The following is a 20,690-nucleotide window of genomic DNA, read 5'->3' on the forward strand; positions in this document are numbered from 1 at the left end:
CCGGCCAGGCAGTAAGCAGTGCTCACAGCGCGTCCATTGGCGATCGCCTAGGAGTGGCCATGACTTCGCCCAGCGTCCCCATACCGCAGCCTCCCACGAGGCCGGTGGTCGGCAATTTGCCGGACATCGACTCCAGCAAGGGAATCCTGGGAATAGTCGAGCTGGCCGAGCGGTACGGCCCCATAGTCCGCATCCAGTTCTTCAACCGCAGTATCGTCGCCATCTCTTCCCAGCAGCTCGTCAACGAGGTGTGCGACGAGTCCCGGTTCGGCAAAGTGCTGGGCGTTGCCCTTCGGCAGGTGAGGCAGTTCGCCGGCGACGGCCTGTTCACCGCAGATACACAGGAACCCAACTGGCAAAAGGCACACCGGATCCTGATGCCGGCGTTCGGGCCTGCAGCGCTGAAGCGGATGTTCGCCGGCATGGACGACATCGTCGAGCAGCTGCTGCTCAAGTGGGAGAGGCTGGGCCCCACGGCGCGGATCGACATTCCGGACAGCACCACCCGCCTGACGCTGGACACCATCGCCCTGTGCTCGTTCAGCTACCGGTTCAACAGCCTCTACCGGGAGGAGATGCACCCGTTCGTCGGCGCCATGGTCCGCGCCCTGGTTGAATCCGGGGACCGGGCGCGCAGGCTCCCGGTGCAGAACAAGATCATGCTGCGCAGGCGGCACCAGCTCGAAGAAGACCATGCCCTGATGTTCGAGGTCGCCGAACAGATCATCAGTGACCGGCGGCGCAACCCCAGCCCGCCCGGCAGCGAAGACATCCTGGACACCATGCTCAGCGCGGCGGACCCGGTGACCGGTGAGCGTCTATCCGATGAAAACATCCGCTATCAGATGGTCACCTTCCTGATCGCCGGGCACGAGACTACCAGCGGCTTGCTGTCCTTTACACTCTACGAACTGCTGCGCCATCCGGGCGTCCTGGCCAAGGCGCGTGCACAAGTGGACGAGGTCCTTGGTACCGAAAGCGCCAGGTTCGAGCACCTGCCCCGGCTGGGATACCTGGACCAGATCCTTAAGGAAACGCTACGGCTGTGGCCCACCGCTCCGGCGTTCAACGTGACTCCTTACGAGGACACGATGCTCGGCGGCCGCTACGAAGTCCCCGCGGGCCAGCCCATCATGGTCCTGATCCCGCAACTGCATCGGGACAAGGCGGCCTGGGGCGAGGACGCCGGCCTCTTTGACCCGGAGCGGTTCTCCCCGGAACGGGCCGCCGAAATCCCCGCCAATGCCTGGAAGCCCTTCGGCAACGGGCAGCGCTCCTGCATCGGCCGGGGATTTGCCCTGCAGGAGGCCATGCTCTTCCTGGCCAAGCTCCTGCAGCGCTTCGAGGTCACGGCGGCGGACCCGGGCTATGAGCTGCAGATCAAACACACGCTGACCATGAAGCCTGAAGGGCTGTTCATCCACGTGCGCAGGCGGGACGTCACCATCGCGGCCAGCCCCCGGGCCGACGTCGAACAGGCACGGCAGGCCGAAGCCGCAGCGGCGGCCGCCGCGCCCAACGGCGTCCCGATCCGGGTGCTCTACGGTTCCAATGCAGGCACGTCCAAGGACTTCGCCCAGCGCCTCGCCAACGACGCCGGACGGCGCGGCTACAGCCCCACCATCGGTCCGCTCGACGAGGCGGCCGGCGGGCTGCCCACGGAGGGGCTCGTCGCGATCGTGACGTCCTCCTACGAGGGGCAGCCGCCGGACAACGCCCGAAAATTCGTGGCATGGACCGAGGGCCTGCGGCCGGGCGCCCTCGCCGGGGTCCGGTACACGGTCTTCGGCAACGGCAACAAGGACTGGGCGCGGACGTACCAGGAGGTGCCCAAGGCCATCGACGCCCGGCTCGAGGCAGCCGGTGCCACGCGGATCTATGCCCGGGGCGAAGCCAACGCCCGCGGCGACTTCTTCGGCGATTTCGAAGAGTGGTACGCGGGATTCTGGCCCGCGGTGGACGCCGCCCTGGGGCAGCGGACCAGCCAGCCGACAGCTCAACCCGAGCTGGAACTGCAGTTCGTCGGCAACGTCCGGGACCCGATGCTGCGCCAGAACGGGCTGGCGCTGGGCACCGTCGTCGCGAACCGGGAACTGGTCGATCTGGCCAAGCCCGGCGCCCGGTCCAAGCGGCATGTCGAGATCGCCCTGCCCGAGGGGATGAGCTACCGGACCGGGGATTATCTGGCCGTGCTGCCCCTGAATCCCAGCGAACTCGTGCAGCGGGCCCTGGCCCGTTTCAACCTCGACTACGACTCGCACGTCCAGCTGACCATGGAGCGCGGGGACACCTTCCTGCCCACGGGCGCGCCGGTGGCCGTGGGCGAACTGCTGAGCAGCTACGTGGAGCTCGCAGTCCCCGCCACCCGCACCCAGCTCGAGGACCTGGCGGATGTCGCGGCCGATCCTGCCCAACGCGCCGAACTTGAGGCCCTGGCCCAGGACCGCGGGCGGTACGCGGCCGAGATCCTCGACAGGCGCGTTTCCATCCTTGACCTGCTGGAGACGTATCCGTCATGCCAGCTGTCGTTCACCTCGTTCCTGCAACTGCTGACCCAGCTGACCCCTCGGCGGTACTCCATCTCCTCGTCCCCGCTCTGGAGCCCCGACCACGTGACCCTGACCTTCGCCGTCATCCAGGCTCCGGCGTGGTCCGGCCGCGGGGTCTTCGAAGGGGCCTCGTCCACCTACCTCGCCCAGGCCAGGCCCGGGTCAAGGGTCGCGGTTACTGTCCGCCCCTCGAACGCGGCCTTCCACCCGCCGCCGTCCCTGGCGGTCCCGCTCATCATGGTCTGCGCGGGGACGGGACTGGCCCCCTTCCGCGGGTTCGTCCAGGACCGGGCGCTGCGGGCCGAGGCCGAGGAGACGACGCCGGCACCTGCCCTGCTGTTCTTCGGCTGCCGCGCCCCGGACACCGACTTCCTCTACCGCTCGGAACTCGCGTCATGGGCGGACCAAGCCAACCTCGATCTGCGGCCGGTCTTTTCCACCGCACCCGAGGACGGCCTGAAATACGTCCAGGACAGGCTCTGGGCAGACCGGGCCGACGTCGTCGAACTGGTCCGGCAGGGCGCCACGGTCTATGTCTGCGGCGACGGCAAGCACATGGCGCCGCAGGTCCGGGACACGTGCGCCCTCATTTACCAGGAAGCGACCGGCGCCTCCAAGGCGGAGGCCGAGGCCTGGATGGATGAGGTGGAGCGCACCCACGGCAGGTACGTGGCCGACATCTTCACCTGAGGCCGCCCCGCCGCTCCCACGGCCGGCCGGTGCCGCCTAGCGGTGGTTGAACTCCGGCTGCCGCTTCTCGGTGAAGGCGGCCATGCCTTCCTTCTGGTCCTCGGTGGCGAACAGCGAGTGGAACACGCGCCGTTCAAACAGCACGCCCTGGGCAAGCCCGGTCTCAAACGCGGCGTTCACCGCTTCCTTGGCCACCATCGCCACCGGCTTGGATTTGGACGCAATCACCTCGGCGGCCTTCAGTGCCTCCTCGACGACGTCCGCGGCGGGGACCACCCGGGACACCAGGCCCGCGCGTTCGGCCTCCTCGGCGTCCATGAAGCGGCCGGTCAGGATCATGTCCATCGCCTTGGACTTGCCCACTGCGCGGGTCAGGCGCTGTGAGCCGCCCATGCCGGGGAGCACGCCAAGGTTGATTTCCGGCTGGCCGAACTTGGCGTTGTCCCCGGCGATGATGAAGTCGCACATCATCGCCAGCTCGCAGCCCCCGCCGAGCGCGAAGCCGGACACGGCTGCCACGACGGGGATGCGGAGCCGGGTGAAGTCCTCCCAGCCGCGGAACCAGTCCGCCGCGTACATGTCCATGTAGCCCTTGGACTGCATTTCCTTGATGTCCGCGCCGGCAGCAAAGGCCTTCGCCGAACCGGTCACCACCACGGCACCGACCCCCGGGTCCGCGTCCATCGCGGCGACTGCCTTCACCAGCTCGTCCATCGTGGCCTTGTTCAGGGCATTGAGGGCCTCGGGCCGGTTGAGCGTCACGAGGCCCACGCGGCCGCGGCGCTCCACCAGGATGTTTGCGTACTGTTCCGTCATGGGTGGTCCCCTTCGGTGGTGCTGGTCTGGTTCTGGTTCTGATGTTGCGCGTTGGCTTCGGTCCGGGACTAGTGCCCGGCCGTGCCTGCCTCGGATTTGCCTGCTTCCGACTTTTCCCGGATGTCGGTGATGATGCCCGAGAAGTCCCGGCCGGCACCGCCTTCCGCGGCAAACGTATCGTAAATTTCGGCCGCGAGCGGCCCGAGCCGGGCCGCGACGCCGGTGCTCTGCAACGCGTTGAGGGCCAGGTTGAGGTCCTTGGCCATGAGCGCCCCGGCGAAGCCAGGCTGGTAGTCCCGGTTGGCGGGGCTCGTCGGGACCGGACCGGGCACGGGGCAATTGGTGGTCAGCGCCCAGCACTGTCCCGAGGCGGCGGAAGCGACGTCGAACAGCGCCTGGTGGGTCAGGCCGAGCTTCTCGCCCAGCACAAAGGCCTCACTGACGGCGATCATCGAGACGCCCAGGATCATGTTGTTGCAGATCTTGGCCGCCTGGCCGGCACCGTGCGCGCCGCAGTGGACCGCCCGCTTGCCCATGACTTCCAGCAGCGGATTGACGGCCTCGAAGTCCTCCGGGAGGGCACCGACCATGAATGTGAGCGTGCCGGCCTCGGCGCCCACCACGCCTCCGGACACGGGGGCGTCGACGGCGCGGTGGCCGGCCGCGACCGCGAGTTCTGCGGCCTCGCGGGCCTCGTCCACGTTGATGGTGGAGCAATCCAGGAACATGGTGCCCGGGGCGGCGGCTTCGAGCAGGCCGGGCGTACCGCCCGTGCCGCGGTAGGCGTCAAGGAGGTGCTTGCCGCTGGGCAGCATGGTCAGCACGACGGCGGCGCCCGCCGCCGCCTCGACAGCCGTCCCGGCAGTGGGAATGCCGTGCTCCCGGGCGGCGTCCAGGGCCGCCGGCACGACGTCGAAGCCGGTCACCCGGTAGCCGGCCTTGACCAGGTTGACGGCCATGGGGCCGCCCATGTGGCCCAGGCCGAGGAAGGCGATGGTGCCGGTATCCGGGGCTCCTGCGTCAGACATGGTTCTTCTCCTTGTTGTTCTCCGCGTTGTTCTCTTTCGGAGAGAGTTTCAGTTCGCGCCCGCCCAGCGGGGCGAAGTAGGCCGCGACGTCCGTCCCGGTGACCTCGGCAAGGGTGGCGGGCTTCCAGCGGGGATTGCGGTCCTTGTCCACCACCTGGGCGCGGATGCCTTCGCGGAAGTCCGGGCCGTCGAGGAAGCGCAGGCCGACGCGGTACTCCTGCTCCAGCGCCTGCTCCAGGTTCAGGCCGCGGACCCGGCGCAGGGATTCCAGCGCCACCTTGACCGCCGTCGGCGACTTGGCCTCGATGGTGTCAGCGGCTGCGGCGGCCTCCCCGCCCGCCTCTCCACCGAAGGCCCGCAGCCGGCGCAGGATTTCCTCGGCGTCGTCGCTGGAGTAGCAGGCGTCGATCCATTCCTGCTGTGCGGCCAGGATTGAAGCCGGTGCCGGTTCGGCGAATCGGGCCACGGCGGCCTCGGCCGCCTCGGTTTCGAGCGCTGCCGCCAGGCCCGGCAAACGGCCGGAGGGCACGAAGCAGTCGGCGAGGCCCAGGAACAGTGCGTCCGCGCCGCTCAGGTGGGCTCCGGTCAGGGCCGCATGGGTGCCGGTCTCCCCCGGCGAGCCGGAGAGCAGCAGGGTGCCGCCGACGTCGGGAACAAACCCGATCGTCGTTTCGGGCATGCCCGTGCGGGTGCGTTCGGTGACGATCCGTACGGAGCCGTGGGCCGAGATCCCCACGCCGCCGCCCAACACCAGCCCGTCCATGAACGCGACGTACGGCTTGGGGTATTCGGAGATGAGCAGGTTCAGCCGGTACTCGACGGCCCAGAAGTCTGAGGTGGCGTCCCCGCCGTCGAGCATGTCCCGGTAGATGGCCACGATGTCACCGCCGGCGCAGAGGCCCCGGTCCCCGGCGCCGCGGACCAGCACCGCAGCCACGGCGTCGTCGTCGGCCCAGAGCGTGAGCTGTTCGAGCATCGCGGCGGCCATGCCGGCCGTCAGGGCGTTGACGGCCGCGGGCCGGTTGAGGGTCACGACGCCGAGGTGGCCGCGCCGTTCAAACGTCACTTCCCCTGCTTCCCCGGCCAAGGGTTCGCCTGCCGCTGCTCCACTGTCCGCTACCCGCGCAACGTCCGCCCCCATCAGCTGCCTTCCGGCATGATGAAGCTGGCGCCCTGGCGGATACCGGACGGCCAGCGGCTGGTGACCGTCTTGGTCTTCGTGTAGAAGCGGAAGGCGTCGGCCCCGTGCTGGTTGAGGTCGCCGAATCCGGACGCCTTCCAGCCGCCAAAGGTGTAGTAAGCAATCGGCACGGGGATGGGGACGTTGATGCCCACCATGCCCACCTGGACCCGGCTGGCGAAGTCCCGGGCGGCGTCGCCGTCGCGGGTGAAGATGGCCACGCCGTTGCCGAACTCGTGTTCGCTGCAGAGCCGGAGGGCCTCGTCGTAGTCTTCGGCGCGGAGCACGCTGAGGACCGGGCCGAAGATTTCCTCCTTGTAGATCTTCATGTCCTTCGTGACGTTGTCGAACAGCGTGGGTCCGATCCAGAAGCCGCCGTCGTAGCCTTCCACCTTCAGGCCGCGGCCATCGGTCACCAGGCTCGCGCCTTCCTCGACGCCGGAGGCGATGTAGCCTTCGATCCGGTCCTTCGCGGAGGCCGCCACCACCGGGCCGAAATCGGAGTCCTTGGCGAGGCTGTGGCCGACCTTGAGGCCGGCGATCCGCTCCTGCAGCTTCTCCACGAGGACGTCCGCGGTCTTCCGGCCCACCGGAACGGCCACCGAAATCGCCATGCAGCGCTCGCCCGCGGAGCCGAAGCCTGCCCCGATCAGGGCGTCCGCGGCCATGTCCAGGTCCGCGTCGGGCATGATCACCATGTGGTTCTTGGCGCCGCCGAAGCACTGCGCGCGCTTGCCGTTCGCCGCGGCGGTGGCGTAGATGTACTGGGCAATGGGCGTGGAGCCGACGAACCCGATGGCCTGGACCCGGGGATCCTCCAGCAGCGCGTCCACCGCTTCCTTGTCCCCGTTGACGACGTTGAAGACGCCGTCGGGGAGGCCCGCTTCGGTGAAGAGCTCGGCCAGCCGCAGCGGCACGGAGGGATCCCGTTCGGAGGGCTTGAGGATAAAGGCGTTGCCGGCGGCGAGCGCCGGCCCGGACTTCCACAGCGGGATCATGGCCGGGAAGTTGAACGGCGTGATGCCGGCTACGACGCCGAGGGGCTGGCGCATCGAGTGCACGTCGACGCCGGTTCCGGCGTTGTCCGAGAACTCGCCCTTGAGCAGGTGCGGGGCGCCGGCGGCGAACTCGACCACTTCGATGCCGCGCTGGATGTCGCCCTTGGCGTCCGGGAAGGTCTTGCCGTGCTCGGAGGACAGCAGGGTGGCGAGTTCGTCCATGTGCTCGTTGACCAGGTCCACGAACTTGAGCAGGATCCGGCCGCGGCGCTGCGGATTCATCGCGGCCCATTCCACCTGCCCCTTTTCGGCGCTGGCGATGACGTTGCGCACCTCCTCGGTGCTGGCCAGCGGCAGCCGGGCCTGGACCTCGCCGGTGCAGGGATCATAGACGTCGCTGAACCGGCCGGAGGTTCCCTCAACCCGCTGCCCGTCAATGTAATGGGATAGTTCTCGAACCATGACCGAATGCTCCTTTGCATGTGACCTAGATCATCTCTGCAGCCGAATATACTCGGACTTCCTACTAATTTCCAGAGGACGGAGCCGGCCGGCGGCTTCGTCCGGGGGCCAAGTTCGGTAAGTTAGGGACTGTGAAGATTGCTACCTGGAATGTGAACTCGCTCCGTGCCCGCGCCGACCGTGTGGAGTCCTGGCTTCAGCGCACGGACTGCGACGTCCTGGCCATCCAGGAAACCAAATGCAAGGACGAGAACTTCCCCTGGGAGCTCTTCGAGAACATGGGCTACGAGGTGGCGCACTTCGGCCTGAGCCAGTGGAACGGCGTCGCGATCGCCTCCCGGGTGGGACTCGACGACGTCGAACGCACCTTCCTGGACCAGCCCGTGTTCGGCAAGAGCGGCAAGGACGCCGTGCAGGAGGCCCGCGCCATCGGCGCCACGTGCGGCGGCGTCCGGGTCTGGAGCCTCTATGTCCCGAACGGCCGCGCCCTCGACGATGAGCACATGCCCTACAAGCTCAACTGGCTGGACATCCTGAAAAACCACGCCGGCACCTGGGTCAAGGAGGACCCCGAGGCGCAGATTGCGCTGATGGGCGATTTCAATATCGCCCCCCTGGATGATGACGTCTGGGACATCGACTACTTCCGCTCCGGGGGCCTCACCCACGTCAGTGAGCCTGAGCGGGCCGCCTTCCATGCCTTCGAGGAGGCCGGCTTCCAGGATGTCGTCCGCCCGCACACCCCGGGGCCCGGCGTCTACACCTACTGGGATTACACGCAGCTCCGCTTCCCGAAAAAGGAGGGCATGCGGATCGACTTCATCCTCGCCTCCCCGGCCCTGGCGGCACGGGTCACCGGTGCGATGATCGACCGCGAGGAGCGCAAGGGCAAGGGCGCCTCGGACCATGCCCCGGTGATTGCGGAACTGGCGGACTAATGGCTGCCGGCCAGGGAAGCGTCGTGATCCAATGACGGGGAGCATCTACCACGGACAGTCCGGGCTGCCGTTCTCTTCCGCGCTCCGGATCTACGAGCCCCTCGAGGCGTTCCCCGAACAGCAACGGAAGACCCTGGAGGCCGCCGGCGCCGGCCAGGCGTCCCGCGCGGCTGTGGAGAACGCCGAGCTCCTGGCGTCCCTGGGCCGCATCACCCGGCCCGACGGGGATCCGTTTCCCACCGGCCGGACCGATCTGGTGCGCGTTGTCGCGGCCCCGGCCAGGCGGGCCCCGTCCGGCGCAGCGCACGACGCCGCCACGTCCGGGACTGCGGCCGCCCCGCAGCCCGACCGGTTGCTGTACTGCCCCAGCCAGCTGGTCCTCCGCGCCGGGCTGGCCGCCAATGCCCTGATGGAAGGCATCCACGGGCCCCTGGCCCAGCTGCTGATCCCGGAAGAACAGCGGGACAAACACCAGGAACGCATTGATGAGGTGCGCGCCCACGATGGCCTGAGCCGGGTCCACACCAGGGCGTCCACGTGGGGCATTCCGTTCAGCTGGTTCTGCCTTTTCCAGGAATCGGATCCCACCGACGTCGTCGAAGCCGACGGCCACATTGTGACGGTCCGCATCCGCGCCGGCATCAGCAACGCGCTGGAGCGGGTGAGCTATGCGGTGGCGCACCTGGCCCTCGCCGCGCCCGATCTCGACATGCTTGAGGACCTGACCCAGTTAACGGAATGGCTTGAGCTCTTCCACCCGGACTCGGCGGTGGAACTCGACTACGGCGGGGTGGCAGACAAGGTCTATCCGGATGATTCGCCGCTGGACGTACGCCTCGGCATCGAGTGCCTGGCGGAGGGGGACATGACCGGCGCCGCCGCGGCCTACCGCCGGCTGGCCTCGCGTTGGGTGCCGATCCGCCAGCTGGCCCGCGCGTCCTAGCGCGGCCCGAACTCCGCTAGCTGAGCCGCGCGGACTGGCGCAGCGGCGGCGCCGTCGTCGTCCGGATAATCAGCCGGTGCGGCGCCACAGCGGACTGCACGGAGCCGGAAATGCCGTCGAGCTCGTCCAGCAGCATTTTGGTGCCGAGTTCGGCCTGCTGGTCCGGGCGCTGCCCGACTGTGGTCAGGCCCATGGCCTCGGCGAAGTCGTGGTCGTCGATGCCGATGACCGAGACGTCCTCCGGGACGCGCACACCGGCTTTGTTGGCCTCGAAGATGACGCCCATGGCCATCTCATCGGAGGCGCAGAAGATTGCTGTGGGCTTGGCACCGCCGGCGGCCCAGAGGCGTCGGAATGCCTCCTGACCGCTGCGGACGGTGAAGTCTCCCCAGAGGTCCCATTCGGCCCGGACGGGCAGCCGCGCCTCGCCCATGATGTCGTGGAAAGCCTGGATCCGGACCCTGGGGACGTCGAAGTTGAGGTCGGTTTCGTCGTCGCCGTGCAGGAGCGCGATGTCCGTGTGGCCCAGCCCGATCAGGTGGCGCACTGCGGTGGCGGCCGCGGCGTAGTCGTCGATGCCGATGTAGGGGCACTCCTCGACGTGGCCTCCCACCACCACCAGCGGGATGTCGATTTTCTGGAGATGCTCGATTTCCTCGTGGGTGAGCGCCATGCAGAGGACCAGCAGGGCGTCGATCTGCTTGTAGACCATGGTCTTGCTGAAGAGCCGCTCACGGTGGCTGCCGTGGCCGCCGAGGTTGAAGAGGGAAAGGTTGTACTGCCGGGAGTGGAGTTCCCGGTCGGCTCCCTCGATGGCCTTGGAGAAGAACCAGCGGCTGACGAACGGGGCCAGGACGCCGATGGTTTTGGTCCGGCCCGTCGCCAGGCCGGACGCCGAGGACGACGCGACGTAGCCCAAGGATTCGGCGATGCCGAGGATCTTCTCGCGGGTTGCCGGGGAAACACGGGGCAGTCCCCGGACGGCACGGGATACAGTGGCCGTTGACACGCCCGCAGCGGCGGCGACATCCTCAATGCTGACGCCCGAGTGGCCTCCGCGCTGCGCCCGTTCCGTCCGTGCCACCTGTGCCCCCTAATTAACGGTCCGTGGAAGCCTGGCGGCTGCCCGCAGACGTGTTGCGTCCGCCTCCCCCCGGCGGCTGAATAATCCTGCCCGGCTCCTGCCCGGCTGCTGTCCCCCTGCTAGGAGTGCCGGCTGGCCGTCCGCCGCGGCAAACGCCGGCGCAGCCGGATCATCCCGTAGAGGGCCAGCAACATGGCGAGCAGACCCAGGGCCCAGAAGAGGGCTGGCTGGGCGGTCACTTCCATCCAGACAGTGACCACCAGCAGCACCACGGCCCAAAAGCCGAGGAACCCGATGATGATGTCGAAGTCCTCGCCGGAGCGCACCTTTCGACGCGTCGCCGGCACGTGACCCTGGTTCTGCTCGTCAGTCATCACGCCTCAGTCACTTAACCGCGCCGGCCGTGAGGCCCGCGACAATCTTACGCTGGAACACCAGCACCAGGATGACCAAGGGAATGGTCACAATAGTGCCCGCAGCCATGATGGCGGTGTACGGAATCTGGTTCGGCTGCGCACCGGCGAAGCTCGCAATGGCCACGGTGACCGGCTGCGTTGCGTCGGACGAAAGCTGGCTGGCGATCAGGAATTCATTCCATGAGGAGATGAAGGCCAGGATGGCGGTCGTGAAGATGGCCGGTGCGGCCAGCGGCATGATGACCTTCCGGAAGGCCTGTCCCTGCGTGCAGCCGTCCACCCGGGCCGATTCCTCGAGCTCCCACGGCATCTCCCGGAAGAAGGACGTCATGGTGTAGACCGTCAGCGGCAGCACGAACGAGATGTTCGGGATGATCAGGGCCTGGTAGGTGCCCATCCAGCCGATGTTCGTGAAGAGCTGGAACAGCGGGGTGATGAGGGCGACGCCGGGGAACATGGAAGCGCCCAGGATGAAGCCCAGCACAAGGTACTTGAACTTGAAGTTCAAGCGGGCCAGTGCGTAGGCGGCAAACACGCCGATCACCAGCGACACCAGGGTGACGACGGTGCCGATGAACAAGCTGTTCAGCAGTGCCTGGCCAAAGTGGTTGCCGAAGGACGTGTCGAACGCCGTCCTGAAGTTGTCCAGCGTGATGTGAGTCGGCAGGATCGAGGTGTCGTAGGTGTAGCCGACGTCGCGGAACGCCGTCACCACCATCCAGTAGGCCGGAGCCAGGCACCAGAAGAGGATCACGACCGCACTGATGTAGGTCCGGCTCTGGGCCCACTTCTCGCGGTTCTGCGCGGCCTTCCGCCCCCGGTCCTGCTCTGCGCGCAGCTCGGTTGCGGCGCTCGTCGCGGCGGTCATTTCTTCCCCTTACCTGCGCCGGTCTGCTGCTCCACCACGTTCGCTCCGAGGAAGCGCACGAAGATGAAAGCCACCAGAAAGATGATGATGAACGTGATGGTGGACAAAGCCGCCGCCGCGTTGAAGCCCTGCCTGATCTGGTTGATCACCAGGATGGAGAGCGTGGTGGTGTTGTTCGCTCCGCCGGTCAGGATGTACGGGAGGTCGAACATGCGCAGCGCGTCCAGGGTGCGGAACAGGATGGCCACCATGAGCGCCGGTTTCACCAGCGGCAGCGTGATCATCCGGAACCGCTGCCAGGCTGAGGCGCCGTCGACCTTGGCCGCCTCGTACACTTCCGCGGGAATCATCTGCAGGCCGGCAAGAATCAACAGCGCCATGAACGGCGTGGTCTTCCAGACGTCCGCGATGATCACGGCCCACCTGGCCGGCCATTCGCTGCCGGTCCACAGGACGGTGGTGTTGAAGAGCTTGTTGCCGATGCCTTCGAAGGCGAAGATGAACAGCCACAGCTTGGCCGTCACGGCGGTGGGGATGGCCCACGGCACCAGGACGGCTGCACGGACCAGGCTGCGGCCCTTGAAGGCCCGTGCCATGATGACGGCCATCCAGAAGCCGAGCACGGTCTCCAGTGCCACCGTCACGATGGTGAAGAAGAACGTGGTGCCGGTGGCGGACCAGAACTGCGCGCCGAGGGTTCCCGGCGGGCAGTCAACGGTTCCGCCGGACGGTGCCGGGCATTGCTGGAAAATCCAGTTGTAGTAGTTCGAGAAGCCGGCCGGGCCACCCTCAACGAAGAGACCCGTAGCGGGGTCCAGACCGGCATCCTTCTGGAATGACATCACAATGGCGGTGATGATCGGATACACGATCACTACCGACAATGCGAGGATGGTCGGCGCCAGCAGCCAAGCTGCCCAGCGCCCCTGCGTCGCGATGCGGTTGTCCTCCCCAACACCCTTGGGTGCGTGGTGGATCGGTGCCCCGCCCGACGCCGGTGCCTTGACCGACGTCGGGCCTACTTCAGTTGCCATGATGGACCTACTGTCCCGCGCTAGCGGACTCGATGGACTTCTGCATGTCGGACAGGGCCGCGTCTACAGTCTTCTCGCCCTTGATGGCCGAGTACGCGTTTTCCTGGATGGCCTTGGTGACGGCCGGGTAGAACGGGGTGACCGGGCGCGGCACGGCGTTCTCGATCGAGGTCTTCAGGACCGGCAGGTACGGCAGCTTGGCGACGAGCTCCTTGTCGTCGTAGAGCTTGCCGAGCACCGGTGCGAGCGAACCCTGCGTGGCGAAGAACTTCTGGGTCTCTTCGGTGGTGAGGAACTTCAGGAAGTCCACCGCGGTGGCCTTGTTCTTGGAGTAGACGCTGATCGCGGCGCTGTGGCCGCCGAGGGACGAGGCGCCCGGACCGGTCTTGCCGGGGAGTGCGGTCATGCCCAGGACGTCCTTGACCTTGGAGGAGCCTTCGGTGGTGGCCAGGTTGTAGACGTAGGGCCAGTTGCGCAGGAACAGCAGCTTGCCGTCCTGGAATGCCTGGCGGCTTTCCTCTTCCTGGAACGTGATGGCTTCCTTCGGGATCGAGCCGTCTGCGTAGGCCTTGGTCAGGTTGGCCATGCCGGCCTTTGCCTCCGCGGTGAGCAGGTTGGGCTTGCCGTTCTCGTCCAGCACGGCTCCGCCGGCGGAGTTGATTGCCTCGGAGGCGTTGACGGTCAGCCCCTCATACTTCTTGAACTGGCCGGAGTAGCAGCCGATGTTGTTGGTCTTGGCGATGGAGCACATGCTCATCATCTCGTCCCAAGTCTTCGGGGGCGTGGGGACCAGGTCCTTGCGGTAGTACAGGATGCCGCCGTCGGATGATTCCGGTGCCGCATACAGCGTGCCCTTGTAGGAAGCGGCATCAACGGTCGGCTTCAGCATGGCCGAGGTGTCCAGCGCCATCTTGTCCTTGAGCGGCTGCAGCCAGCCCTTGGCGGCGAATTCGGCGGTCCAGACGACGTCGACGCTCGCGACGTCGTAGCCGGGGTCCTTGGCCTGGAAGTGCTGGACGAGGTCGTCGTGCTGCTGGTCGGCCTGGTCGGTCTGCTCCTTGAAGGTGACCTTTTCGTTCGGGTGGGCGGCGTTCCACTTGTCGATCAGCGGGCGGACCACGTTGCTGTTGTCCTTGCCCTGAACGTAAGTAATGGGGCCGCGCCCGTCCAGGCCCTGCGAGGCGGCGTCGCTGCCGCTGGTAGTGCCGCCACCTCCGCCGCCACACGCCGAAAGGGTGATAGCCAAAATGCCTGCCGTGGCGACGGGAAGTAGGAAATTGCGGGTTTTCATACTGGAGTGCTCCTCGCTGAGTACCGGTGAAAAACGGCCGTACTGATGGTGTGCCGACCATCACAGTAATCAACAGGCAGTCCGGAATGCAAGCGTTTACATGAAACCTTTATGCAAAGGAGATTCCGTGGCCCGTCGGCCGGCCACCTCAGCGGACCCGCTCGGAACGGCCGAACCGCGACCGCGCGCCGGATCCGATGTGGATCAGCACCGGGGTGCGTTTGCCGATCACCGCGTCGAGCGCCTCTACCAGGGCGGAAACTTCGGCGGCGAGCCGGTGCGGGGCGACGCCCTGGCGCGGTTCCACCCGGATCTTGAGGGCCGGCTCACCGCTGATCTTGTAGGCGGCGACCGTGACGCCGGCCAGGTCGGGCCGGTCCGCCAGCGCCGCGCGGAGCGTCTGCTCCGCCACGCCGCCGCTGATTCCGACGTTGCCGGGCACCTCACCCGGGTCCTCCTCTGCCACGAGCAGGCTGGTCCGGCCCGTACCCTGTTGGGCAATCCAGGCGATCATCAGGCCAATCACCACCAGCAGCGCCACGCAGATGGCAAGCCACAGCCAGCTCCCCTGGCGGCGGGGGAATTGCGTCCGTTCGAACAAATCGAGCCAGAAGCTCAGGACGCCGCCGGCCCACTCATGCCACCACACGCCCACGGCCGGGACGCTTGCAAGCAGTATCAGGAGGACGCCGATGGCGAGGAGCAGGATGCCAAGGATGCCAATCAGTACGCGGTTCAGCGCCCGGGGGGTGTTGTTCATGCCCCCACCACCCCGGCTGTGGATACCTGGATCCGCACTTCCGGCATCGGCCAGGGGCCCATTTCCTCCACTTCCCGGCGCACAGCCTCCAGGACGGCGTCCGGGCGCAGCGGCACACCGGAGGTCGGCCGGACGTTGACCGTGATCCGGTTCCGCGACACGACCACCATCACCTGTTCCTTGGCCACGTTGGCGGCCAGCCGGGCCCGGCGCGCCAGGGCAGCGGCGATCACCTCATCGTCCACCACGACGGCGGCCCGGCGGTCCGGGAGCAGGTGGCGTGCCCGCCGGCCGGGCAGCACGGCATTGAGGAAGAAGAACAATCCGGCCATCGCGATCACAGCGCCCGTGACGCCGAGCAGAAGCGGCGGGATTCCCGCCGGGAGCGCGACTACCCGCTCGGCCGCGGTCTGCGGATCCACGAGCCACGGCGGTTGCCCGATCGCACGGACCCCGGTCTCAAGCAGCGCATAGCCGAACACGGCCATGACCAGACCGGCCGCAATCACGGACACAACAGCGCGCGATGTGTGCGTCTCCCGTTTCACTATCCGGCCCATGCCCGCGGCGCCGGAACCCAACGGCGCGCTCCCCTGCACCGCATCGGCGTCGTGCCCGGCGGAGTCGATCCCGGCGTTCTGGGTGTCCTGGCTCAATGTACCCGGCCTCCCCCGCGCACGGCGGCCCCGCTGATGCGGATGTCCACCCGGCTCAGCTGCGCTCCGGTCAGTTCCGTCACGCGGCGCAGAATCTCGGCCTTGGCGGCGACGGCACGCTCCCAGATGGAACCGCCGAATCCGGCGACGCGGCCGGGGTCCCGGACCACAGCGGTGAGATTCGGGACCGCGACGGGCATGACCAGCGACAGGGCGAGCAGCCCGTCATCGTCCGACCAGTCGGCGCGGACGTCGTGCGCCGGGACACCGAGGGCTTCCCCCGCGGCCGCCCGGGCCACGCTCGTCAGGGCCTGGGTGCTGATGCGGTTGTGCCCGGCCACCGCGGCGCCGGGGATCGGCGCTTCTGCCGTGATGCTCATGAGGAGGAACGCCGGCCCGTGAGGGCGTCAAACACGCTGCGCAGGTCCAGCTTCCCCTCTGCGGCCCGGCCCAGGAGGGCGCCAATGGCCATGAAGAACAGGGAGCCGAGGAAGCCCCAGACACCGAACTGGAAGGACATGAAGGCCACGAAGGCGCCCATGGCGATTCCCACTACCGTCAGACTCATTGGATTGCCTCCCTGGCTGGCCGGGCCTCGGCGGACGCGGCAGGTTTGGCCGGGCCGGGCACATAAACGTCGTTGATCTCGATATTGACCTCGATCACTTCGAGACCCACCAGTTCCCCGACGGCGGCGTAGACGACGGCGCGGACCTGGTCCGCGAGGGTCTGCAGGGGGGTGCCGTACACCGCAACAAGATCGATGTCCACGGCGACCTGCGTTTCGCCGACTTCCACGCGGACGCCCGCTGCGTGATCAGCGTTGCCGACGGCGTCGCGGATGGCCCCGAGGGCGCGTGAGGGTCCTGATCCCAACGAATAGACGCCGGGCACCGATCGGGCGGCGATGCCCGCTACCTTGGCGACGGCGGTTTCCGCTATGACCGTGCGGCCGGTGCCGGCCGGCGCGGACAGACCGTCCATAGGACTGACCAGGGCGTCGGGACCGGGCTGACCGGCTGCGAGGCCGGCAACGTGTTGACCGGCCGCGGGACCGGCGACGGGTTGAGAATTCTGGTATTCCATAACGCACTCCCCCTTCTCTTTGACACAACCCTAGTCCCTGCCTTGGGGCGCGTGGGGGAATCTTGCGGCGCCCGTTCCCACAGTCCATGCAGGTGGGGGCGGGAACGGGCGGCCTGCATTGGGGACAAGGCCAGCCGTCTGTCGGCTGCGGGATGTCAGCCGGGGGCCGACGCGGGCGTTGGCCTGGCCGAACCCCCTACTTGCAGTTGGTGGCGATCCAGGTCGTGACCGGCGCCATGGCGGCCTGGAGCTTTCCGCTGGAGAAGACCGTCTGGTCGGTGACGCCGGCAACGGCCACCTCCTTGAGGTTGGCGAAGTCGGCCTTGAGGCTGTCCGGGACGCGTTCGGCCGTCGCGGCCAGCTCCTTTTTGAACTGTTCCAGTTCCGCCGTCTTGCCTTGGGCGGCCGACAGCGGAAGGAGCGTGGCGCCGGTTGCCTGCTCCGAGATCTTGGAGCACGCCTCGGCGGCGCTGGTGAAGCCGCCGAACGGTCCCGAGGTCCCGCTGGGGCTCGGCGTGGCGGACGCGGAAGCGGTGGACTCGCCCCCGGCGGACGTGCCCGCGGCGGACGAAGGCGCGCTGCCGGCTTGCGGGGCCGAACACCCGGTAAGCGCCAGGGCTGCGAGGAGGGCGGTTGCGGCGAGAGGACGGGCAATATTCTTCGAAGTCACGGTGCAGAATCACTTTTCGGTTGAGATTACGCCGCCTGCCCGGACCGGGCTGCCGGCGGCCTTGGTGTTCTTTCCCCAGCGTGCGAGTCTAGCCCGGCCGGCTGGACGGCCCCCAAACGGTCGCCGCCGTCGGCCGCCGCCCGCCTCCCCCGTCGATAAAGCGGAGCACCAGATGGGTGTTAAAAGAAGAAAAGCACCAGTTCTCAAAGAACTGATGCTTCCCAGTGGTGGCTCCGACCGGCGTCGATCCGGTGACCTTTCGATTTTCAGTCGAACGCTCTACCAACTGAGCTACAGAGCCTAGGTGACATGTCACCTTGAAGGCCGGAATTTCTTCCGGCAATCAGAGCGACCCTGACGGGACTTGAACCCGCGACCTCCGCCGTGACAGGGCGGCGCGCTAACCAACTGCGCTACAGGGCCTTGCTTGTTTACTGCTTGTTCTTGCTGCCTGCGATATCGCTACCGCAGATTTTCAAGGCCTTTAGCCTACCAGACTTTTTCACCCGGTTTGACCAGTTCCTTGCGTACCCCCAACGGGATTCGAACCCGTGCCGCCGCCGTGAAAGGGCGGTGTCCTAGGCCGCTAGACGATGGGGGCCAGGATGCCATCCGTCGGAACATATCAGGGCAAAAATTAAGGGCCGAAGCCTGTCGTTTTTGTCCTTTCGGGTTCCTCCGAACTGGACTATAAAACTATAAGGGCAGACCCCCGGATTATCCAAAATCGGCCCCTCCCGCCGATACAAAAGCCGGGCCAAGATGGGGGCGGGGCCGGGCAGGGTGGGTGCAAGATGGACTGATGGATGCCGTTGATGCCCTCAATGAGATTGCGTTCTGGCTCGAACGCGGGCTCGCCCCCACCTTCAAGATCCAGGCGTTCCGCAAGGCAGCCGGGATTATCGGCGCCCTGGACCCGCAGGAGGTCGCAGCGCGGGCACGCAACGGCCGGCTCAAGAGCATGAAGGGGATCGGCGACAGAACGTTCGAGGTCATCCGGCAGGCGGTCGACGGCGGCGTGCCCGACTATCTTGAGGATCTGCGCCAACGCGGGCAGCAACCCCTCGCGACCGGCGGCGCCGAACTGCGCTCGGCCCTCCGCGGGGACCTGCACAGCCACAGCGACTGGTCCGACGGCGGGTCCCCGATCGGACTGATGGCTGACGCCGCCCGGACGCTGGGCCGGGATTACCTCGCCCTGACGGACCACTCCCCCAACCTCAAGATTGCCAACGGCCTGAGCGCCGAACGCCTTCGGGAACAGCTGGACATTGTTGCGGACATCAACGCGGACGGCGGGGACTTCCGCCTCCTGGCCGGGATCGAGGTGGACATCCTGGAGGACGGCACCCTGGACCAGTCCCCGGAGATGCTGGACCGGCTGGACATCGTCGTGGCGAGCGTCCACTCGAAGCTCCGCTCCGACCGGCGCACCATGACCGAGCGGATGCTGGGCGCCATCAATGATCCGCACACGAACGTCCTCGGCCACTGCACCGGCCGGCTGCTGCAGGGGTCGAGGGGAACCCGCCCGCAGTCCGAGTTCGACGCCGCGCGCGTGTTCGCGGCGTGCGCCGGCAATAATGTGGCCGTCGAGATCAATTCCCGCCCCGAACGGCAGGATCCGCCGGACGAGCTGATCCGGCTGGCCCTCGATGCCGGCTGTCTGTTCAGCATCGACAGCGACGCCCATGCGCCGGGCCAGCTGGATTTCCTGCAGTACGGTGCCGAGCGCGCGGCCTCGAACGGGGTTCCCGCCGAGCGGATCGTCACCACTTGGCCGCTGGATCGGCTGCTGGAGTGGGCCGGAAACGGCAAATAGCGGCCGGACAGCTGCCTTGGGCCAGGCCCCAGGGCTACCAGGCCCAGTGCTACCCCAGCCGCCCAATGCCCTGCTGCCCGCCGATGCTTAGGGCCGGGACGGCTCCGGCGCTTCGGGCCTCCACGGCGTGGGCCTGGGCAGCCAGCGCGGGACATTGCTGCGGTACTCCTCGTACGCCGCACCGAACTTCCGGGCCAGTGTGGGCTCCTCGTACTGCCGGACGAAACCCACCACCGGGATGGCGCCGATGCCCAGAGCCAGGAAGAGCTTCGGCTGGCCCAGCAGGAGCCCCTGCCCCGCGACGGCCGCGGCAATGGACACGTACATCGGATTCCGCACGTACCGGTAAAGGCCGCCAACCACCAGTTGCCTGGGCGGGGCAAATGGCGCGGGGGTCCCGATGCCCTCGACGGCGAAATGCACAAAGGAGTTCGCGATGACGGCAGCGCCCGCACCGATCATCATGGCGCCCGCGATCTGCGCGGGCACCCCGCCGGGGACCGGGGACTCCACTTTCCAGCGGGTCAGCAGCCACGGCACCACGGCGGCGGCGGTTGCGGGGGCGACCGCGAAGACGGCTGTGCCGATTGCTGCACGCCGTCGTTCGCTGGCCGAAGCTGGGGATGCTGTCATACCAGCAATCGTGACCCCGCCATGTTGAACGGACAAGGGCCCACCGGCCCAACCCCGGGGACGGAGGGATCAGCCTGAGCTTCCCGACACTTCGCGTGGGGCGGCGCGGGGTGGCGCGGGGTGGCGCGGCGGGCGGGCGCGGTTCAGGTAAGCAGCAGCACGGCAAGGGTGACCATCACGACGGCGATTCCGGCGTCGAGCACGCGCCAGGCCGTCCGGCGCCGGAACAGGGATGTCAGGAACCGCGCCCCCGCGCCGAGGGCGGTGAACCAGGCAATGCTTCCCAGGCCGGCCCCGGCGGCGAACCACCAGCGCCCGGCTTCGCCCTGGGCGGCAGCGAGGGACCCGAGCAGCAGCACCGTGTCCAGGTAGACGTGCGGGTTCAGCCAGGTGAAGGCCAGGCAGGTGCCAAGGACGGCGGCCCGCCCGGCGGCGGGCTTGTTGCCGGGATTCTCCATCTGCTCCCCGCGGACCGCACGCCGGGCCGCGAGCGCCCCGTAGGCAAGGAGGAACGCCGCCCCGGCCCATCGGATCACGACGAGGGCAGCCGGCGCCCGGTCCAGCAGGATGCCGATGCCCGCGACGCCCAACAGGATCAGCACGAGGTCCGAGACCGCGCAGACTGCCACCACCATGACGACGTGCGAGCGCTGGATACCCTGCCGGAGGACAAAAGCGTTCTGCGCGCCGATAGCAACGATGAGGGACAGGCCGGCGGAGAGGCCGGAAAACAGGGGAAGGATCACCACTCCACGGTAGGCGCCCG

At 67.6% G+C, this 20,690-nt stretch carries 21 protein-coding genes and 3 tRNA genes; 4 read left to right on the top strand and 20 right to left on the bottom strand.

All coding sequences use genetic code 11. The features are described from left to right. Nucleotides 1-59: 59 nt before the first annotated feature. Nucleotides 60-3,239, top strand: a complete 3,180-nt coding sequence (locus AC1DHX_RS00205; protein WP_476859435.1) for a bifunctional cytochrome P450/NADPH--P450 reductase — start codon at nucleotides 60-62, stop codon at nucleotides 3,237-3,239. A gap of 36 nt (nucleotides 3,240-3,275) precedes the next feature. On the opposite strand, the gene AC1DHX_RS00210 is transcribed toward AC1DHX_RS00205, so the two are convergent. From AC1DHX_RS00210 to AC1DHX_RS00225, 4 genes are all read right to left on the bottom strand, one after another. Then, on the bottom strand, nucleotides 3,276-4,055 hold the full coding sequence (locus tag AC1DHX_RS00210; protein WP_476859436.1) for an enoyl-CoA hydratase: 780 nt from the start codon (nucleotides 4,053-4,055) through the stop codon (nucleotides 3,276-3,278). Nucleotides 4,056-4,123: 68 nt separating this feature from the next. Further along, nucleotides 4,124-5,083, bottom strand: a complete 960-nt coding sequence (gene mmsB / locus AC1DHX_RS00215) for a 3-hydroxyisobutyrate dehydrogenase (protein ID WP_476859437.1) — start codon at nucleotides 5,081-5,083, stop codon at nucleotides 4,124-4,126. Further along, nucleotides 5,076-6,224, bottom strand: a complete 1,149-nt coding sequence (locus AC1DHX_RS00220) for an enoyl-CoA hydratase/isomerase family protein (RefSeq protein WP_476859438.1) — start codon at nucleotides 6,222-6,224, stop codon at nucleotides 5,076-5,078. The genes mmsB and AC1DHX_RS00220 overlap by 8 nt, the downstream gene beginning before the upstream one ends. Next, complete coding sequence (locus AC1DHX_RS00225; protein ID WP_476859439.1) at nucleotides 6,224-7,723, bottom strand: CoA-acylating methylmalonate-semialdehyde dehydrogenase; 1,500 nt, start codon at nucleotides 7,721-7,723, stop codon at nucleotides 6,224-6,226. Before AC1DHX_RS00225 ends, AC1DHX_RS00220 begins: the two co-directional genes overlap by 1 nt. A gap of 131 nt (nucleotides 7,724-7,854) precedes the next feature. On the opposite strand from AC1DHX_RS00225, the gene AC1DHX_RS00230 reads away from it, so the two are divergent. Together AC1DHX_RS00230 and AC1DHX_RS00235 are read left to right on the top strand one after the other, a co-directional pair. After that, nucleotides 7,855-8,661, top strand: coding sequence for an exodeoxyribonuclease III (locus tag AC1DHX_RS00230; RefSeq protein ID WP_476859440.1), 807 nt, complete (start codon nucleotides 7,855-7,857; stop codon nucleotides 8,659-8,661). A 31-nt stretch (nucleotides 8,662-8,692) separates the two neighbouring features. After that, nucleotides 8,693-9,604, top strand: a complete 912-nt coding sequence (locus AC1DHX_RS00235; RefSeq protein ID WP_476851804.1) for a DUF8083 family protein — start codon at nucleotides 8,693-8,695, stop codon at nucleotides 9,602-9,604. Between the two features lie 16 nt (nucleotides 9,605-9,620). Here the strand turns inward: AC1DHX_RS00235 and AC1DHX_RS00240 are convergent, their stop codons facing one another. The 14 genes from AC1DHX_RS00240 to AC1DHX_RS00305 form a co-directional block, all read right to left on the bottom strand. Further along, on the bottom strand, nucleotides 9,621-10,688 hold the full coding sequence (locus AC1DHX_RS00240; protein ID WP_476859441.1) for a LacI family DNA-binding transcriptional regulator: 1,068 nt from the start codon (nucleotides 10,686-10,688) through the stop codon (nucleotides 9,621-9,623). Nucleotides 10,689-10,807: 119 nt separating this feature from the next. Further along, nucleotides 10,808-11,062 carry a hypothetical protein gene (locus AC1DHX_RS00245; protein ID WP_079552393.1) on the bottom strand — a complete coding sequence of 85 codons (255 nt, stop codon included), beginning with the start codon at nucleotides 11,060-11,062 and terminating at the stop codon, nucleotides 10,808-10,810. A gap of 10 nt (nucleotides 11,063-11,072) precedes the next feature. Then, on the bottom strand, nucleotides 11,073-11,972 hold the full coding sequence (locus tag AC1DHX_RS00250; protein ID WP_476859442.1) for a carbohydrate ABC transporter permease: 900 nt from the start codon (nucleotides 11,970-11,972) through the stop codon (nucleotides 11,073-11,075). Further along, entirely contained in the window at nucleotides 11,969-13,006 is a 1,038-nt protein-coding gene (locus tag AC1DHX_RS00255; protein WP_026266860.1) for a carbohydrate ABC transporter permease, read from the bottom strand. Before AC1DHX_RS00255 ends, AC1DHX_RS00250 begins: the two co-directional genes overlap by 4 nt. 7 nt (nucleotides 13,007-13,013) lie before the next feature. After that, on the bottom strand, nucleotides 13,014-14,297 hold the full coding sequence (locus tag AC1DHX_RS00260) for an ABC transporter substrate-binding protein (protein WP_028277787.1): 1,284 nt from the start codon (nucleotides 14,295-14,297) through the stop codon (nucleotides 13,014-13,016). 148 nt (nucleotides 14,298-14,445) lie between these two features. After that, on the bottom strand, nucleotides 14,446-15,057 hold the full coding sequence (locus tag AC1DHX_RS00265; RefSeq protein WP_476859443.1) for a hypothetical protein: 612 nt from the start codon (nucleotides 15,055-15,057) through the stop codon (nucleotides 14,446-14,448). Then, entirely contained in the window at nucleotides 15,054-15,713 is a 660-nt protein-coding gene (locus AC1DHX_RS00270) for a hypothetical protein (protein WP_476859444.1), read from the bottom strand. The genes AC1DHX_RS00265 and AC1DHX_RS00270 overlap by 4 nt, the downstream gene beginning before the upstream one ends. After that, nucleotides 15,710-16,093 carry a hypothetical protein gene (locus AC1DHX_RS00275; protein ID WP_476851809.1) on the bottom strand — a complete coding sequence of 128 codons (384 nt, stop codon included), beginning with the start codon at nucleotides 16,091-16,093 and terminating at the stop codon, nucleotides 15,710-15,712. Before AC1DHX_RS00275 ends, AC1DHX_RS00270 begins: the two co-directional genes overlap by 4 nt. After that, on the bottom strand, nucleotides 16,090-16,281 hold the full coding sequence (locus tag AC1DHX_RS00280) for a hypothetical protein (protein WP_223914590.1): 192 nt from the start codon (nucleotides 16,279-16,281) through the stop codon (nucleotides 16,090-16,092). Before AC1DHX_RS00280 ends, AC1DHX_RS00275 begins: the two co-directional genes overlap by 4 nt. After that, nucleotides 16,278-16,799, bottom strand: a complete 522-nt coding sequence (locus AC1DHX_RS00285) for an Asp23/Gls24 family envelope stress response protein (RefSeq protein ID WP_476859445.1) — start codon at nucleotides 16,797-16,799, stop codon at nucleotides 16,278-16,280. Before AC1DHX_RS00285 ends, AC1DHX_RS00280 begins: the two co-directional genes overlap by 4 nt. A gap of 196 nt (nucleotides 16,800-16,995) precedes the next feature. Then, nucleotides 16,996-17,469, bottom strand: a complete 474-nt coding sequence (locus tag AC1DHX_RS00290; protein WP_476859446.1) for a hypothetical protein — start codon at nucleotides 17,467-17,469, stop codon at nucleotides 16,996-16,998. A gap of 225 nt (nucleotides 17,470-17,694) precedes the next feature. Further along, a tRNA-Phe gene (locus AC1DHX_RS00295) sits at nucleotides 17,695-17,770 on the bottom strand. Between the two features lie 48 nt (nucleotides 17,771-17,818). Then, nucleotides 17,819-17,892 (bottom strand) — tRNA-Asp (locus tag AC1DHX_RS00300). 105 nt (nucleotides 17,893-17,997) lie between these two features. Further along, nucleotides 17,998-18,070: transfer RNA gene (locus AC1DHX_RS00305), tRNA-Glu, on the bottom strand. Nucleotides 18,071-18,271: 201 nt separating this feature from the next. Here AC1DHX_RS00305 and AC1DHX_RS00310 point away from each other — a divergent pair. Then, nucleotides 18,272-19,291, top strand: coding sequence for a PHP domain-containing protein (locus AC1DHX_RS00310; RefSeq protein ID WP_476859447.1), 1,020 nt, complete (start codon nucleotides 18,272-18,274; stop codon nucleotides 19,289-19,291). 87 nt (nucleotides 19,292-19,378) lie between these two features. Here AC1DHX_RS00310 and AC1DHX_RS00315 read toward each other — a convergent pair whose 3' ends face one another. Both AC1DHX_RS00315 and AC1DHX_RS00320 read right to left on the bottom strand, forming a co-directional pair. After that, complete coding sequence (locus AC1DHX_RS00315; protein WP_476859448.1) at nucleotides 19,379-19,924, bottom strand: methyltransferase family protein; 546 nt, start codon at nucleotides 19,922-19,924, stop codon at nucleotides 19,379-19,381. A 143-nt stretch (nucleotides 19,925-20,067) separates the two neighbouring features. Further along, the gene (locus AC1DHX_RS00320; protein ID WP_243181364.1) at nucleotides 20,068-20,670 is read right to left on the bottom strand and encodes a LysE/ArgO family amino acid transporter; all 603 of its coding nucleotides are present in this window, start codon (nucleotides 20,668-20,670) and stop codon (nucleotides 20,068-20,070) included. Nucleotides 20,671-20,690: the final 20 nt, after the last annotated feature.

This window comes from Arthrobacter sp. 05N33_2, assembly GCF_056397425.1.

Excerpts from the sequence above, each read along its gene's own strand:
- AC1DHX_RS00205 (WP_476859435.1), top strand. The coding sequence starts at position 60 with ATGACTTCGCCCAGCGTCCCCATACCGCAGCCTCCCACGAGGCCGGTG.
- AC1DHX_RS00210 (WP_476859436.1), bottom strand. The coding sequence starts at position 4,055 with ATGACGGAACAGTACGCAAACATCCTGGTGGAGCGCCGCGGCCGCGTG.
- mmsB (WP_476859437.1), bottom strand. The coding sequence starts at position 5,083 with ATGTCTGACGCAGGAGCCCCGGATACCGGCACCATCGCCTTCCTCGGC.
- AC1DHX_RS00220 (WP_476859438.1), bottom strand. The coding sequence starts at position 6,224 with ATGGGGGCGGACGTTGCGCGGGTAGCGGACAGTGGAGCAGCGGCAGGC.
- AC1DHX_RS00225 (WP_476859439.1), bottom strand. The coding sequence starts at position 7,723 with ATGGTTCGAGAACTATCCCATTACATTGACGGGCAGCGGGTTGAGGGA.
- AC1DHX_RS00235 (WP_476851804.1), top strand. The coding sequence starts at position 8,693 with ATGACGGGGAGCATCTACCACGGACAGTCCGGGCTGCCGTTCTCTTCC.
- AC1DHX_RS00245 (WP_079552393.1), bottom strand. The coding sequence starts at position 11,062 with ATGACTGACGAGCAGAACCAGGGTCACGTGCCGGCGACGCGTCGAAAG.
- AC1DHX_RS00250 (WP_476859442.1), bottom strand. The coding sequence starts at position 11,972 with ATGACCGCCGCGACGAGCGCCGCAACCGAGCTGCGCGCAGAGCAGGAC.
- AC1DHX_RS00255 (WP_026266860.1), bottom strand. The coding sequence starts at position 13,006 with ATGGCAACTGAAGTAGGCCCGACGTCGGTCAAGGCACCGGCGTCGGGC.
- AC1DHX_RS00260 (WP_028277787.1), bottom strand. The coding sequence starts at position 14,297 with ATGAAAACCCGCAATTTCCTACTTCCCGTCGCCACGGCAGGCATTTTG.
- AC1DHX_RS00265 (WP_476859443.1), bottom strand. The coding sequence starts at position 15,057 with ATGAACAACACCCCCCGGGCGCTGAACCGCGTACTGATTGGCATCCTT.
- AC1DHX_RS00275 (WP_476851809.1), bottom strand. The coding sequence starts at position 16,093 with ATGAGCATCACGGCAGAAGCGCCGATCCCCGGCGCCGCGGTGGCCGGG.
- AC1DHX_RS00280 (WP_223914590.1), bottom strand. The coding sequence starts at position 16,281 with ATGAGTCTGACGGTAGTGGGAATCGCCATGGGCGCCTTCGTGGCCTTC.
- AC1DHX_RS00285 (WP_476859445.1), bottom strand. The coding sequence starts at position 16,799 with ATGGAATACCAGAATTCTCAACCCGTCGCCGGTCCCGCGGCCGGTCAA.
- AC1DHX_RS00310 (WP_476859447.1), top strand. The coding sequence starts at position 18,272 with ATGGATGCCGTTGATGCCCTCAATGAGATTGCGTTCTGGCTCGAACGC.
- AC1DHX_RS00315 (WP_476859448.1), bottom strand. The coding sequence starts at position 19,924 with ATGACAGCATCCCCAGCTTCGGCCAGCGAACGACGGCGTGCAGCAATC.